General features: G+C 57.6%; 11 protein-coding genes and 1 pseudogene. 1 reads left to right on the top strand and 11 read right to left on the bottom strand.

All coding sequences use genetic code 11. The annotated features are described in order from the left end of the window. Nucleotides 1–7: 7 nt before the first annotated feature. From P6U27_RS32125 to P6U27_RS32085, 9 genes and pseudogenes are all read right to left on the bottom strand, one after another. Nucleotides 8–496 carry a hypothetical protein gene (locus P6U27_RS32125; RefSeq protein ID WP_407193301.1) on the bottom strand — a complete coding sequence of 163 codons (489 nt, stop codon included), beginning with the start codon at nt 494–496 and terminating at the stop codon, nt 8–10. A gap of 564 nt (nt 497–1,060) precedes the next feature. Further along, nucleotides 1,061–2,115: pseudogene (locus P6U27_RS32120) on the bottom strand (cytochrome-c peroxidase). Between the two features lie 2,142 nt (nt 2,116–4,257). Continuing rightward, a complete protein-coding gene (locus P6U27_RS32115) occupies nt 4,258–4,977 on the bottom strand; it encodes a hypothetical protein (RefSeq protein WP_407193300.1) in 720 nt (239 codons plus the stop codon). Nucleotides 4,978–5,037: 60 nt separating this feature from the next. Beyond that, nucleotides 5,038–5,787, bottom strand: a complete 750-nt coding sequence (locus P6U27_RS32110) for a hypothetical protein (protein WP_122405458.1) — start codon at nt 5,785–5,787, stop codon at nt 5,038–5,040. A 665-nt stretch (nt 5,788–6,452) separates the two neighbouring features. Then, nucleotides 6,453–6,707: a hypothetical protein gene (locus P6U27_RS32105; protein WP_407193299.1), complete on the bottom strand. Its 255-nt coding sequence runs from the start codon at nt 6,705–6,707 to the stop codon at nt 6,453–6,455. A gap of 12 nt (nt 6,708–6,719) precedes the next feature. Then, nucleotides 6,720–7,919 carry an IS256 family transposase gene (locus tag P6U27_RS32100; RefSeq protein ID WP_407121051.1) on the bottom strand — a complete coding sequence of 400 codons (1,200 nt, stop codon included), beginning with the start codon at nt 7,917–7,919 and terminating at the stop codon, nt 6,720–6,722. 511 nt (nt 7,920–8,430) lie between these two features. Next, the gene (locus tag P6U27_RS32095) at nt 8,431–9,864 is read right to left on the bottom strand and encodes a M16 family metallopeptidase (RefSeq protein WP_407193298.1); all 1,434 of its coding nucleotides are present in this window, start codon (nt 9,862–9,864) and stop codon (nt 8,431–8,433) included. Then, nucleotides 9,864–11,210, bottom strand: a complete 1,347-nt coding sequence (locus P6U27_RS32090) for a M16 family metallopeptidase (RefSeq protein WP_407194520.1) — start codon at nt 11,208–11,210, stop codon at nt 9,864–9,866. Before P6U27_RS32090 ends, P6U27_RS32095 begins: the two co-directional genes overlap by 1 nt. A 427-nt stretch (nt 11,211–11,637) precedes the next feature. Beyond that, a complete protein-coding gene (locus tag P6U27_RS32085) occupies nt 11,638–12,348 on the bottom strand; it encodes a hypothetical protein (RefSeq protein WP_407193297.1) in 711 nt (236 codons plus the stop codon). 1,184 nt (nt 12,349–13,532) lie between these two features. On the opposite strand from P6U27_RS32085, the gene P6U27_RS32080 reads away from it, so the two are divergent. After that, nucleotides 13,533–13,718, top strand: a complete 186-nt coding sequence (locus P6U27_RS32080) for a hypothetical protein (RefSeq protein ID WP_122405457.1) — start codon at nt 13,533–13,535, stop codon at nt 13,716–13,718. A 498-nt stretch (nt 13,719–14,216) separates the two neighbouring features. Here the strand turns inward: P6U27_RS32080 and P6U27_RS32075 are convergent, their stop codons facing one another. Both P6U27_RS32075 and P6U27_RS32070 read right to left on the bottom strand, forming a co-directional pair. Then, the gene (locus tag P6U27_RS32075; RefSeq protein ID WP_407193296.1) at nt 14,217–14,501 is read right to left on the bottom strand and encodes a hypothetical protein; all 285 of its coding nucleotides are present in this window, start codon (nt 14,499–14,501) and stop codon (nt 14,217–14,219) included. 798 nt (nt 14,502–15,299) lie between these two features. Beyond that, complete coding sequence (locus P6U27_RS32070) at nt 15,300–15,728, bottom strand: tetratricopeptide repeat protein (protein ID WP_244607815.1); 429 nt, start codon at nt 15,726–15,728, stop codon at nt 15,300–15,302. Nucleotides 15,729–15,763 lie beyond the last annotated feature (35 nt).

The following is a 15,763-nucleotide window of genomic DNA, read 5'->3' as shown; positions in this document are numbered from 1 at the left end:
ATCCGAGTCACGAGCACAATCGCTGCAATAGAGATGATGGCCATGCCTCAGATAATCCAGCCTGTGCCGCTCCAGCACGGCGTCTCTGCTCGCGTGAGGGCATAAGGTGCGGCGGAGGACTGCAGATCTGTGTTACGATCAGCGGCTTCTTGAGCATCTCCGCGCTGCGAAGATCGTGACGGTCGGACGCTGCCCAGTACGCTTGCCAATGAGAGGCAAAGCGCCTGTCCATTAGCGCGAGGTTTTCAGCCTGTTCGGCCCGCGCGGGCGCTTCTGCTGAATGTCCAAATTGCGCGGCTTGAGAGGTTTGGCGCTCAAAATGCCCGCTCAGGCCAGAGCTGAATACTGGCTCGGAGCCGGAAATCGGCATCAAGGATCCCACGGCTTTGCCAGCCGATTTGAAGTGTGCGCCGTGAGCCAGGGTCATGGCTTCTGCATTCCCGGGTGCGAGCAGCATCATAGCCAGGTCGATCAAGATGAATCGGATAAACTTCACTGGAACTCCGGCTACGCCGCGACGGCTTCCTTTGCGGCGACTGGCTGATCCACCCAGCAATCCGCGTGCCGTTTCAAGGAATATCTGCGCGTCTTGCAGCAAGGGAGACTTTGTATCGGTCTCCACTCCGCGTCTTCAATCGCCGTATCTTATTGTAGGACTTGGGACGCTCGCGTCACCAAGCGCACATTCAGGAGCTACCAGATGGAGGCTGAGGATGATCCCGCCCCGTGGATTTGGGATGGTGCTTTGGCGAACATGCCGCCGTAAAACTTGTAACTGACGCATAAGTCCATTGGAAAAAGGGGCTGATGTGAGGTGATATGCGATGCTCGCGAGCTAGGCAGAGCGTCTTCCTCGCAGCACCGGTTGCGGGCCATTTCAGGGCGCTGCCCTTCGTTGCATCGCGACGCGGCCCAGGATTGAGCTGCCCAAGATGGATGATTTGATCGAACCCTCACGAACCCTTTCGTCGGCGAGGAACGGGTTGGGGCTCGAGACTTGCAATCGGAGCCTGCTGAATGCTCCAGCGTGGACCGCCTAGCGTGCCACCATCATGAAGGCCTATTTGTCTAAGGAGGGCTTTGGCGTTGCAATGGTGCGCATGGGCAGTATCGGATACTCGATCACTGGCAGCTGCCCGGTGAGCGAATTCAGAAAGGCGACAATCTCGTCAGTTTCTTCATCGCTGAGCTTTGCGCCAAGCTGAACCTCACTCATCACGCCAACCGCTTGTTTAAGACTCCAAACCTGACCAGAATGAAAGTAGGGCGGGCGCAATGCGACGTTACGCAACGGGGCTGAGCGGAAACATACTCATCGCCAAGATCCCTGGTGACGGCAAAACGACCCTTGTCCTCCCTCGGAAGCAGGCTTTCAGCTGGCCTTTTAATCGCGCCGAACGGGAAGAAATCCTGTCCACCGATGTTGATTCCGTTGTGGCAACAGGAACAGCCCTTTTCGATGCATAGCTTTAGCCCGGCTTTCTGCTGATCGCTGAGAGCATATTCGTCGCCTTCGAGGTACTGATCGAAGGGGGCGGCGGGAGTAATCAAAGCCGCCTCGAAAGCCTCGATGGCCTTGGCGAACTTTTCAAGCGTAACTGGCACCGCATCGTTGGGAAAAGCCTTGCCGAACATAACGACATAATCGGTCATTGAATTCAATGTTCTGAGCACGCGATCGGGCGTCGCATTCATTTCGACACTGGCCTGGACAGGGCCTGCGGCTTGCGCCTTAAGATCCGCCGCGCCCATCCCAGAACTGCGCCACGTTGAAGACCGCGTTATAGACTGTTGGCGCACGACGTGACCCCAGCTGCCAGCGATGACCAATCGACGTCGGGCCGGCATCTACCCGCCCACCCCAAGGTTATGACACGTGTTGCAGCTAATAACCCCGCTCGCCGATAGCCTCGGATCGACAAACAAGGATTTGCCAAGTGTGACCTTTTCATGGGTGATAGGATTGTCCTTCACCGCTGGGGCGATTGAGGGAATCGGCTTGAAAATCTGCTTGGCGGCGCTCATCAGATCCTCACTGGCACCTGCTGCTCGGGAAGCCAGAATGGCTGAGGCCACAACACTTAACCTGCCGGCCCTGGTAAGCTCGCCGCTAATTTCCTCATGTGAAGTCTTGCTTTCCTCCTAGATCGGGGGATCGTGAACGCAGCGCTCGGTCCGCGCTCGTCCTCAGAAAGACTGTGCAGTCAACGACGAATAGTCTTTTCCGAATGATGGACTAGGCGGCACCCAGGCTGACGCTCCGGACGTGACAGTTGCGACAACCACCATCCAGCCACGGCATCCTGGCCTGTCGGTCCAAACTTCGTGCTTCTCGGAAATTCAATCGTACTGCACTCTTTGACTCTGCAGGTCGGCTGGTTGAGACCGCGAACAAAGCGAGCTGCGCCGACGCACTTGTCGCTGATCGTCTCGATGTCGGCCCCCAACACTAGGCTGAGCGTCATCCACCAAAATCGGTGGCGTTCCGACCCGCGGGCTGTCGGTCAAGCGTGCAGTGGTCGGGAGTTCGTCCTACTGCTCGCAATGTGGGTCTTAGGACGTATTTACGCATGCCAGACGCTCAAAGTGCTTGAATCGTCCGTAGCGTCAGGTTGTAGGCATTGCGAAGCATAACACCATATTGGGAGCCAGCATCGCCACACCAGCGCTAAACGCCGAATCTCTGTTGTATCTCGGTCTTCGCAATGAGCGTGTTGCGTGGGGCAGGACGACGATCGGAGACCGCCCAATCCGGTAAACAGAATGCGCTCGCGGGCCAAAGAATAACAATGAAGGATATGCGACTTAAGGCAGGTTTGGTGAATCAAGAGCGGCGAATGAGCTGGGTCAGCAAGGCGCCCCGGTGTGCAGCCGCTCTCGCTCCGATCGTGATCGCGATCACAGCCATGTGGTGCGCAGGACAAGCTTGTGCGCGAGATCGGCAGGCCGAGGAAGTCTTGACGTCGTGCCGACCAGACGTGATGCGCTTCTGTGACCGCTTTACAGGGCGTAGCGATGTGGTCGTAGCCATGTTTTGTCTTAGGGACAACTTCAAGAACTTGCGCCGCGAATGCCGCTGCATGATCCCGATTGCGGCGGAGAGAAACGAGGGACCGAGACGGCGTCTCAACAGGATTCCAGTCGTCCTACCTCGAGAGTGAGGCGTCCGAGCCGTAGCTTTCAGAAATCGGGCGACAATGACGAGCCTTAGGCTGACGGGCGCCGCAGTCTGGTCAGCTGGGCGGCAGAAGCATCATCCTGCTGAGCTGCAGTTCATCTATCAGGGGGACTGAGCTCCGTGAATCGATTGGCCTCGATCAGCGATCGATGTGCGTCCACGCGTGTTACGAGGTCGTAACGCGCTCTGAAGGGCGATTTTGTACTGCAGCAGTTGCGCTCTATTCAGTGCTGCAGCCATTCGCCCACTTCGAGGCCGTCGAGAGATGGCCATCGGCTTGCTGTAATGGTCGGAAGGAGAACCTGCGTAAACTGTGGTGGTTACGGCCGGACATCTGCAGGAATCCGTGCGGCCCATCAAGCCATAGCGTTGTGCTCGGGAACTAGGTATTTTCCGTCAGGTCGCTAACTCGGCTATATCTGCCAAAGATCGCCAGGAATGTTGCTGTTGCAGGTTAGTTCGATCGCGGTCTTCCCCAGATCTCAGCTGGGATGAGCCTGCCCTCGACAGCCGGGCTCAAACTACCGATAGAGCTAGAAAACCTCTTTTGTTAGCCGTCCATCGCGTTCCCGAATGGATGCGCCGTTCTCATGGGCCTTTCAGGGGGCGCTTGGCCCGATTGTGGTGCTCTTGGTCGAATACACTTTGGGGCGCAAGGTCAGAGGAAACGCCGTGGACAAGAGCCGTTCAAAGGCAGAAAGCTGTTCAAGAAGACGCTTCTCAACGGCCATGCGCTCCGCGCCAGGCAGGTCCGTTTTAAGGAATCGCCGGCAGCGCCAGATTTCGTTCCGAAGCGATCTGATCTCAGTTAATGTATCGTCAATTGAGGTCATCAGAGAGGCTTCGTCCCTGGAGTATCAAGCATAGCGATGGTCATGGAGCGGCCATTCCTTGGCTCCGCATTCCTGCCGAATAATTGCATCCGAGGACTTGCGACTTTCCCGTCCGTTCTTTCGGCGAGCAAAGATGCGCGTCCACTGAAGAGTCGTATACCGCAAATCATGCGTTCGCGACCCTTGAGAGCGCCATCGAAGAGCTACTCATGGGCTGAACCAGTAGATGGCGAGCAGATCGAAGTCTCAAGTAGCCCTTGTGCAACGTAGGCTGTCGATATCCGTGCCCCGAGATCGATAGGCCTTTCGCAGCATCACACTCGAATCCAGATCGCGGAACATGCTGTAGTTCCGCCGGATCCATTGATGCAGCTCGGTGGACCAGTCATTCTCGCTACGCAGATATCCAGTGAAGGAAAAGCTAAGCCGGTCTATATATCTCTTGAGAAATAGCGGAAGCGCGGGAATCCGAAGCACCCGCTCGCCATCCATCGCTTCAGGTAGTCCGCCACGCAGCACGAATTCATTGTGGACGGTGATCAGCGACGCCGGCGGAATTCGCCGCCGCAGCATTTCATAACCGCGATAGGAGATGCGGTCAGCGCCGGCGACGAAGAGAATGATGGGAGCGACATAGCAGCGCGCCGTCTCCTTTATGAAGCCGATCTCTTCGCACATCCTGAAGAATTCGTCGAAGGCGTGAAAGCCGAGATCGATTACCTTGGCTACCTGGTCGTGGATAATGAGAGGGTCCATCAGCTGCATCTTGCCATGAGTATCGATTACATCCGCGGTCTCCGTGATGTTGGGGAGGTAGTCGAGTAACGACGGCTCTTTCAAATTGACATCAAACGACAGCACTGTGCCGTTTTTCAGCAGCAAAAACTCGCTCATCGCCCGAGCGATGAGAGTTTTACCGACCTGCGGGCTAGGAGAGCAAATGATGTAGATGGGGGTTGCTAACATAGCCAGCAGATCAATTTACGTTTCGTACGTGGGCCAGACCTGAGCTCGCCGAATATGCGACTACTTTTCGCCGGCCCGGGTGGCGGACTTGGCTCCGGCCAATTCCGTCAAGTTGATGCGATCAAATTCGCTCCAGACATTTGACAGCCAGTGCCGGACATAGCCGCGCAGCACGAAGGAGTTGTTCGCCGGTTCATCGTTCCGCCCCTTGTTTGCGACGAAGTCAATGAATGGCACGGATGCGACTTCCACCTGCTCATAGGCCATCTCGTTAAGCTTCGGTATGACCAATTCAGTCGCATGTTTGATGCGGTGAAAGTAGGAGTTGTAGGTCGCTTGATCCCACTGGAAGAATTGAGTGTCGTTGATGAAGTTCTTGACCAGGTAGTACTTTGCGCCGCTCATGAAGGTCGCGGTCTCCGCGATTTCGTCTAGCGAAGCGATGGACGATCCCAGGATATGGAACACGGCGAATGTTATCTGGCCAGACCGCGCCGACTCCAAAAATCCGATGTCGCGCAAGGAAGCCAGCGCAGAGGACAGTAAGCCTGCCCGGGCATCAATAACGGTGACTGACAGCCCGGAGTTCAGCGTATCGAAGATCTTCATCTGGTCCGCCGTCGCCGTCATGTCAACGATCTCAGTGATCTCGGGATAAAAGCGCTTCAGCGTTCCCCGCGGCGCCTCCGTGTCGAACGCGCGTGTTTGCACGTTGTTGACGCTGAAGTAGTCCAGCAGCGTTCGTGATACGGTCGTTTTGCCGACTCCTCCCTTGTCCGCACCTACCACAATTACAACTGGCTTCACCATGGAAATCTCCTGAGACACGCGCTATTGCCGCGCGCAAATTGCGCAACCGGCGCGTCCCTGCTTTGGGTGTGAACATGGCAGAAAGAAGGGGCAATGAGCCTTTGACGCGAGAGCTCTGCAACCGATGCACATTTTCAACATTATGGTGAGTGGCGTCCTTGGATCGGCAACGACGATGCAGGCAGAGATGGGGAGTAAATCACTTGTACCGGTGATCTACGTGAGGTTTGTAAGCGGCTAGAATGCGCGCCGCCAAGACCAACGATCTGAACTGTGGTGGTCGTTGCGATTGCCAGGTCTATTGCGCCGATATCTAGATTGGCATGAAGCGACCGAATCTTACGTAGCGTCAGATTCCGTGCTCGGGGAAGCGCAATGGAGTCGGGCTACGCTGTCCGCATGGTTTGGCAAATGATCAAAGGTGGTGGTTCAGACCGATTTTGTTCGGCAGACAAGTAGTGATATGAGCGTGAACGGCCGATGTCTCACTCTGCTGAAGAATATTGAGACATGCCAGTGCTGAAACGGGTTGCTAACGCAAATGGCAAGCATGCATCTGTTCAAGCTGAGGCGAGATTATCGTGTCATTGAGTGGAGATCGAAGGGTGAGCGGGACGAAGCCCGATGGAGCAACATCGGTACAAAGCGACACCGAGGACGCTGCGTCAAAAGAAGCCGGCGTCCCGGGACCGGCATTCTTCTTCGCCGACGGCGATGCGTGGTACGGCCCAGAGCAGGTAATGAAGGATGGCCTGGCTGCATGCGCTCTCGTCACGTTTTAAAGCGCCCACTGTGGTCAGCCTTTTAATTTGCTGGGCAAGACCGGTTGACATGGAATGCGAGGTGCGCGTCCAGTTCTCGTGTGGATCGTGTCCCGAGGCGTGGTGTAGCTGAGTGCGGGTCACCACGTTCGCCGGCATGGGCCGGATCGGTCAGCTGGCGATTGCCGGGAAGCTGACGGCGGGATCATCGCCCAACGGGGCGATGGTTTCCAGTGTCATGTAGCGGCCGCGTTGAACCGTCCACTCGTCGTTCTGTTCGAGCAGGATGGCACCGATCAGGCGAGTGATGGCGTCCTCATTCGGGAAGATGCCAACCACTTCGGTTCGGCGCTTGATCTCGCCGTTGACCCGTTCGAGCGGATTGGTCGAGTGCAGCTTGGCGCGGTGCGCGGCCGGGAAGCTCATATAGGCCAGCACGTCGGTCTCGGCCTCGTCGAGGAAGGCGGCGAGCTTCGGCAGCTTGGGGCGGAGCTGGTCGGCGATGCGCCGCCATTGCGCCCGTGCTGCCTCGGCGTCGTCCTGGGCAAAGGCGGTGGCGATGAAGGCGGAGACGACGCGCCGGCCGCTCTTGCCAGCATGCGCCAGCGCGTTGCGCATGAAGTGCACGCGGCAGCGTTGCCAAGAGGCGTTGAGCACCTTGCTGACGGTCGCCTTGATGCCCTCATGGGCGTCGGAGACGACGAGCTTGACGCCGCGCAGGCCCCGCCGCGCCAGCTTGCGCAGGAACGCCGTCCAGAACGTCTCGGCCTCTGACGGACCGATATCCATGCCGAGCACCTCGCGGCGGCCATCGCTGTTGACTCCCACCGCGATGATCACCGCGACCGAGACGATGCGCCCGTTCTGGCGCACCTTCACGTAGGTCGCGTCGATCCACAGATAGGGCCAGTCGCCCTCGATCGGGCGGTTGAGGAAGGCCTTCACCTTGTCGTCGATCTCGCCGCACAGCCGCGACACCTGGCTCTTGGAGATCCCGCTCATGCCCATCGCCTGCACCAGATCGTCGACCGAGCGGGTGGAGACGCCCTGCACGTAGGCCTCCTGCACCACGGCGGTGAGCGCCTTCTCGGCCATCCGCCGCGGCTCGAGGAAGCCCGGGAAGTAGGAGCCTTTGCGCAGCTTGGGAATGCGCAGCTCGACGGTGCCGGCGCGGGTCTCCCAGCTCCGGTCGCGGTAGCCGTTGCGCTGGACCTGCCGTTCCTGGCTCTTCTCGCCGTACGCGGCCCCGGTCAGGCCCTCGACCTCCAGCTCCATCAGCCGGTGGGCGGCAAAGCCGATCATCTCGCGCAAGAGATCTGCATCGGGGGTCTTCTCTACGAGCGTGCGCAGGTTCATCATGTCGTCGGTCATCGGTGGTTCCTCGAATCAGGTTGGCTGTCGCAATCCAAACCTTACCGACGAATCATCGGTGACCACCCGCAAAGCCGCTCGCTCGCTACGGCGCTATTGAGGGCGCGCTTCGCGAGCGGCTTTGCTAATCAGCTACACCACTCCTCGGGACACGACCCTCGTGTGTTCCGGTCGCTCGCGCTTTAGATAGTTGGTCTGCATATTCGGGCTAGGCGTAAAGCTACGCCATTCTTGTCCTCATGGGCAACCGCCGAAGTGTTGCCAGATCCCCAAAGTTTGCACTGGAGGGGCATCGATCTGCTGGCGCCACGGTACGCCAGCCTGTCGGCTTAACGCAGCTCGAGGACAACGGAACGCGACTGCGGCGGCAACGCGATTGAGCAAAACTGCGCTTGAAAGACCGCACGGCAACAGTCCACGAGCGAATATCGCCGCGGGCCAAAGGCGCGTGGCTAGACTTACTTTGCGCGCAATAGCTAAACGCTTCTAAGCGCCTGAGCTGCTCGAAGAGTCAATTCGGTAGCGCCGTCGGGGCGGCGCCTAGCTGCTGGGCGCCTGACGAGGGTGTAGTCGCCGATGGCATGGTGGTCGGCTGCGCTGCGTCCTTTGGGGAGCGGCCGACGATAATTGTGAGCAGACCCGCGCCCCACAGCCGTTGTGCTGCTCTTTTGGCGTCGTCCAAGGTCACAGCATCGACCGCGCCGTTGTGCTTTTCGAAATAGTCCATGGTCAACTTGTCGAGCTGATGCTGCAACAGCGTTCGCGCAAGCTTTGACGATGTGTTGAGAGCCAGCATTTGCGAGCCCTTCAGGTAGGACTTTGCATCATTGAGTTCCTGCTGTGTCGGTCCTTCCTCGGCGATGTGGCGGACCTGCTTCTCGATTTCTTCGACCGTTTGGTGGGCGCGATGGGTGCAGGTGCCACTATTGCCGAGAAACACGGCTGAATGATCCAACCAGACCAGGTTCTCACGAATCGAATAGGCCAGGCCGCGCTTTTCGCGGACTTCGCGGAACAGGCGCGACGTCAGGCCGGCGCCGCCGAGGATGTGGTTGACGACATAGGCGGCCATGAAATCGGGCTCGCTGCGACGGACGGCTGGACCGCCAAAAGTCACAACTGTCTGTGGCACGTCGAGCGGAATAAAGACTCGCCGCGGCTGCCTTGCTGCGACGACTTCGGGAACCGGCGTCGCTTCCGACTTGGTCGGCAGACTGCCAAAGGTCTTGTCGAGCAGTTTGCAGAGGACCCCTGGATCGATGTCGCCGACCACCGCGATTTTGAGCGTGTCTTTTGCGATCACGCGTCGGACATATCTCTTGAGATCCGCGGCCGCGATCTTCGGCACGCTTTCCAGAGAGCCGCCGGCTGGGCGAGCATAAGCATGGTCGCTAAAGGCGACTTCGAGGAACTTGCGACCGGCCAGAGACGAAGGATCGGTTGACTCGTGCCTAAGGCGTGCAAGCACAGCGGCACGGATCCGTTCGACATCGGCCGCGTCGAAACGGGGCGAGGTTAGCGCCATCCGCAAAAGGTCGAAGGCTTCGTCTGCATTGTCCTCCAGGGTGCGCAAGGAGCCGCGGAAGTGATCATGAGTCGAGTGAAAATGCAGATCAATCGCACGATTGTCGAGCCGCTCATGAAAGGTCTTGAAGTCAAGTCCGGCAGATCCTTCCTTAATTAGGCCAGCAACCATGTGGCTTACGCCAGGTTTTTGAGCCGGGTCCTGAGTCGCGCCGCCGGTGAGGGCAAATTCCATCGCGATCAACGGGACCGTGGAATCCTGCACGAACCAGGCTTCTATACCGCAAGACGAAACCAGGCGCTTGATCGCGGTGCGGGCAAGCGTCCTCGTGGTGGCGAGGGAATTTGCCGAAGCGAGCATGGCGACTGAGAGCGAGGCTCCCCCGAGAAGGATCTCACGTCGTGTGCAAGGATAAATCATTAGAGCGTCTCCCCGTGTTTTGGGGTGGACTCTTTGATGAGATAGCCGGTCACCGACCGTTTCTTGTCGAGCCATTTCCGCGCCGCCTCGCACACCTGCTGTGCACCGACCGCGCGGATGCGGTCCGGCCAGCCCCGAATATCGTCGACGGATAGTCCCGTCGTCAGGCCGCGGCCATACCAGCGCGCGAGCATTTCATGATTGTCCTGTGTGTAGGTTACCTGCGCGATCAGGCGCGTCTTGACCCTCTCGAGATCTTCGGTGCTCGCGAGATTACCCGCAATTTCGGCTATTACGTCGTCGATGGAGCGCTCGATCTGGCTCAGTCTGACGCCGGGTTTTGGCAGGGCGGAAATCGCGAATAGTGAGGGATCGAGCGCGGCAGAATGGTAGCTCGCGCTGGCGGTGACCGCGAGTTGCTGTTCGACCACCAGCGAACGATAGAGATATGAGTTGACGCCGCCGCCCATCAACTGCTCGAGTACGTCAAGCACTGGACCTTCGCCGCCGGCCGCGGCTCGAGCCGGTGCTACAAGATAATAGCGGTGCAGGGCCGGCTGCTCGACGAGGGCGTGGGCGAACGTTACTATGCGCCGCGCTGCTGGCGTCGGCTCCTGCGGCCGCAGGCGTTCCAGGGGAATCGATGTTTGCGTGGGGATGCCACCAAATGTCTCGGTCACCATCGAGCGGATTTCTTTGGGGGTGACGTCGCCAGCGACAATCACGATCGCGTTGTTCGGTGCATAGAAGCGCTTGTAGAAGTTAAGCGCGTCCTCCCGGGTAAGCTTTTCAATTTCGTGGCGCCACCCGATAATAGGGCGACCGTAGGGGTGGTTGAGGTAAAGCGCCGCCATCATCTGCTCGGCGAGACGTTCACGTGGAGTGTTGGCGACTCTCATGTTGAATTCCTCCAGCACGACGTCGCGCTCGCAAAGCACGTCCTCATCTTTGAGAATGAGGCCGGTCATGCGGTCGGCTTCAAATTCCATCATCTTGCCGAGATGCTCGCGCGGCACGTGCTGGAAGTAGCTGGTGTAGTCGAGCCCGGTGAAGGCGTTCTGATTGCCGCCGGCGCGCAAGACGGCCTTGGAGAATTCATTCGCGGGATGTTTGGAGGTGCCCTTGAACATCAGGTGTTCGAGGAAATGCGCAAGCCCCGATTTGCCAGGCGGCTCGTCGGCGGAACCGACTTTATACCAGATCATCTGAGTCACAACGGGTGTGCGATGATCTGGGATCACGAGCACCTGGAGGCCGTTCTGAAGCGTGAAGCTAGCTGGTCGATCCGATCTGACCCTGTCGGCAAAGTCGCTCTCCTCTTCAGGTAGATATAAGTCATCATCCATTCTGTGCTCGAGCGCCGGCGCGGTGGGCGTTCTCGAGCCGGAGGCATTAGCGGTGACATCTCCTGCCTCGGCAGCGGCCGAAATCCGGTTCTTCATGGCATCTTCCATACTGATCCACGTTCATGGTGGACAAATCCGACAAAGCGCTTCGCCGCGCGTCGTTCCCCAAACAACAGAGCAAAGAGCGGACCAAATTGGCGGAGGGGCGTCCTCACGGCCGCGCGCACGTCAACCGGACACAAAACAGAACTGGCGCGTACCATCCTGGCAGAAGGTGAGCCGTCGACCTGACGTGAACACTACATTTACGTATGACCCGACACCATACTTTGGCGCCAACTGACAGATGGCAACTTGCAGAAAGGGGAGGCGAGGGTGGTATGATGTCGGTGCAACTTTCCACAAGCGCGTAGTTACAGATCTCGCTCTACACGGTGAGTGGCTTAGCAATATTTCTCATGGTAGCGAGGCGGGAGTCGGCGAGCAGCTCCGTGGAGTACACTGCGCCGAAGTAGTCTAGGACGAAGGTGCCAGAATAGCGTAGAGTATCGGCCGCGCGGATTAGGTTATCAAGAATTGTGCCGACTTGGCCAATGCGATCGCGATAGCGCGAGCGGATAACATTAACGGCGTTCATCGAGTGGACCGCCTCGTCGGCAATTATCTCCCGCAGCCAATGATGGAACGTGTTGTTCCCAAGGGCGTCATAAAACGGCTTTTCTGCTGCATAGGCGCGGCAAGTGCACATTTCATCAAAAGCGATCATAACCATCACGGAAAATTCGTCCTTCAGGTGTTCAACGATCAGCCCAAAATCATGAGATCGAGCCTCCAATCTCTCCCGAAGAGTCCTTTCGGATCCATTGGCGACAAGTTCAATGATCCGAATAAATCCGTCGGTGTGCCGCTCTTCGTCAACCGCCCAGGCGTTAAAGAATGCAGCAGCTTCATCGGAAGCGATAAGATCTCTCGCCACTAATTCTTGTTTCAAGTACCGGGCGTCATATTCGGTGTACAGATCAGGCCACAATTTGTCCCAACGTGCGCGGACAGCCGACGGCTCGGCGGCAAACATCGCTGGCGTAAGAGTATTGAATAATTCTTTTGGACTCCAGTTCCGTCGAAACGGCGTAATCATCCGAGTGCCCCTAAACCCGTAGGATGCGAGCGCGCCGGCCCACAATTGTTGTCATCCGTACGCTCGCAGAGCATATGCTACAAACAAGAGCCCGTCGTCTCCTTGTTTTGGTAGGCTGATGGCCAGAGGTCTTTCGGCTGGCTGAAGCGTCCCCTTGAATGGCGCAGTAGCCTTTTGTGATCCACACGGCGGCAAGACCAGGGACGCTTGTCATTGCTAGTTGCGGGTCTAAAACGGGCTCCTTGACCTCGCGAGGGGCGTTCTGGCGGGCCGCCATGCTGAAGGCACGATAGTTTCAGCAGATCCACGACGCCGCATATTGCCGCATATTGAGGGGTAGGACTGCGGCACGTTTTGAAGCACAATTAGCGGCACACGTGGCATCCGATGGAAAGCCCCGGCATCAATCGGGGTGGACCAATGGTGGTAGTCTGTGTCCCAGTGGATCCCGAACGTTAGCCTCGTTCCCATAGCCCTTTAATTTTCAGCAGTTGCGGCGATACGACTTCCCATGAGTATCGATGAGTATCTCTCGCCTTCCTCGATTCCGCTAAATTCTCGGTGAAACCCCCGTGCACTCCGGCCGCGCAAGCGCACCGCTAAGTCAAGTAAACGGAGCTACGGAAGAGACGCGGAACGTTATGCGATACTTACGCTAGATTGCATAGGGTTGCGCGATTGAGAGAATCCGTCGCTAAGCAGCACCTCGGTGTCGACCGGCGAGGTAAACAACTGCTCAATCTCGCTAGCTTCGATGAGACGGAGGAAGTCACAGTTGCGTGCCGTTTGCTGCCAAAGGATGGCGACAAAGCACCGGCTCTCTGTCCTTCAAATCACCAATAAACGGATTGCTCAAACGAGTTAGTGAGGATTCCAAAGACAGGCCAGTTCACAGTCATCCTGATTGAGATTGCAGGCCGAAACGTGCCTCTCTCGCGCTAGCTGTTGCTAACTCCGCTATCCAACCAATAAACTGAGCCAACGGGGTGCAGAAGCGCCCGGATGGAGCACTGCCGAGCCGGGTTTTATGTGGATGTGCTCCTTGTGGAAGACATTCATTATCGGCCTCCGTCATGCCGGCAAGGTTCTGCCAACTATTCACGGCCTCCACTCCGACTGCTAACGGATCGAAAACGGTTTTCGAGCAAGTTCTTGCCCGGGATAGCAGGGGAGGAGATCCACACATGACCGGACCGGCCGTCATGGAAAACGTGCGCCGCTATCGCGCGATAGCTTCGTTGTGCCGTCAGTCCGCCGCATTTCGGCCAATCCAACGGGACTCATTGCTAGCGCAGGCTGCAGAGTGGGAGGAACGCGCGATCGCGGAGATCGAGAGATACTTCAGTTGTTCTGCTGCACGTCCTGCTTGATTGCGCGCTCGACGATGAAAAGAACCCACCGTCTGGCCAATAGGTCGGCCAAACGATCCAGTCGCGCAAGCGGCCGCGCTGGGAATTGATCGGCGGGAGCTTCGAATAGAACGCCCAAACAGCTTCATCATCTCCGCCAGCACATCCCGGGCCCTCGTCCAGCCACCGGATAGCTTAGCTCTATTGCTTCCGCCCTCGCCGACGCTGTGCCAAGGGCGCCGTTCCGTTGCACGGAGAGATGATGCCTTCGCTTTCGGCAAGAAGGAGTCCTTGGTTCGGCACCGTGCGTCGCGGTGCCATGCAAACATTAAGCCCTAAAGCCGACGTAAGAGGGGCATGCCGAGTAAATCTGCTAGCGCCGGGAGCTCAGATGTGTGATCGCCTGATGAATGTCGGCGCGCGCTGGTCAGCCGCAAGATCCGATGTTGCGCCGCGCAAGGAAAACGGAAACTCCGGCTTATCAAAAGCGGGATTCCGCCATCCTTGCGGATGCAGAAATCATTCAAGAGTTATATGGCGAAGTGCGTGAGATGCGAGGCTGACCTCGCCAAAGTCAATCTGGTCAATGAGGTGGGCTATCTTCATGTAGAGGCTGTACGCTCTACATAAATCATTGTCATCATCATACGGATCGTTCGTGGGCTTTGCTGCACTTTCGGTACACTTGGCATCGCCGCTATTGTCTTCAGTTGCGGCAAGATACAAAGGCGGTTTACCCGCTCGTTGCAATTTGCATCCTTTGTTGTTCCATTTGTCCTCGTGCTTGGTCGCATCAAGCACCATGATCGAGTCACTTACCTCAACAAGCCAAACGCTGCTGCGCGGGCTTCCGCTTCCGGATTGAAAGACTGAGAGAGGACGAGCGGTTCGTTGGCATCGATCCGGGGCTGATGTTAAAGCAAGAGATCGCCCGTGTTATCGACAACCGGATGAGTAGCCCGGAAATCTATTATTGAGGTGAGTTCATCTCACCCAGGAAATTGTTCGCGTCAATCATTCTTGCGCTTGAACAGCTCACTGGGGCGACCTCCGGCTTTCGTTCTCAGGAGCCCGGCGCTCTTGTTCGCGAGCTGATAGCTGAAATATCGCGCTTTCTCTGAACCAGAGTTCGTGCCGAAGCAAAACGCAATGTCCGCCGTGCGTTGAGCCTTTCGGGACAGCCGAGCTAGAGTATCGCTGCGGATTCGCAGCAATATGCTCTATGTCTCCGCCATAAAACTCTGCCAGCTTGTTCTCGAATGAAGATCTTGAGATCTCAACCACCGGTCGGCTCGTCAACCAGCGCGTATGGCGGGACTTCAGTCGAAAAATGATCAGAGGAGAAACTCGATGGCGCCGAGTTCAGGGAGGAGAGTATATCCGGCGAATCGTTGGCGATGCGCGTAGTACCGGTCGTTAGTCGCGCTCGTTCTCATTTCATTGGCCTCGGAAGCGCATTGTGTATCGGATAAATTGCCGGTGCGCTGAAACATGAAGCCTGCCAGTTGTACCGACGAGGTCGCGGGGGCCCGCCGCCGATTGAGTGTTCCGCGTTGATGGTAAGCCTAGCTGTCGGCATGCTGACAGCTAAGCATCAAGACGTCACCATTCCGATCCGCTCCCGCATTGGCTCGTTCGAGATAGCGCCGCGAAGTGCCGGCCGTCCGCCTGCGGTGCAGGGTTGGCGCCGCCAATCTTACCTTCAAGGGCGAGGGACAGTTTGAAGTTATTGCGCAGCATCGGGTTTGCGGGTTCCACCGCGAGAGCTTGGCGATAGAGTTCTTGGGCCTCCCGATGTCGGCCCTCGTGATCGAGAACAACCGCTTTGGCATTCAATGCGCGCAGGTCGCCAGGGGCTGCCAATAAGATCCCATCGAGCACATCAAGCGCATCATTCGGGCATTTGCGTGCCAGCAAAGCCCGCGCAAGAGGAATCGCGGCATCAACATTGTCCGGTCGTTGCTTCAGCGCATCGCGCAAAGCCTTCTCGTCAGCATCCTGGCCGAGAGCGTGAGCGATGCGCTCGCGCATAGCTGGATCGACCTCCTTGGCCCCGACCAACTCTG

It is taken from the genome of Bradyrhizobium sp. STM 3566 (assembly GCF_045571445.1).
Taxonomy (GTDB): domain Bacteria; phylum Pseudomonadota; class Alphaproteobacteria; order Rhizobiales; family Xanthobacteraceae; genus Bradyrhizobium; species Bradyrhizobium vignae.
The sequence above is the reverse complement of the archived record's forward strand: the minus strand, read 5'-3'. Positions and strand labels throughout refer to the sequence as shown.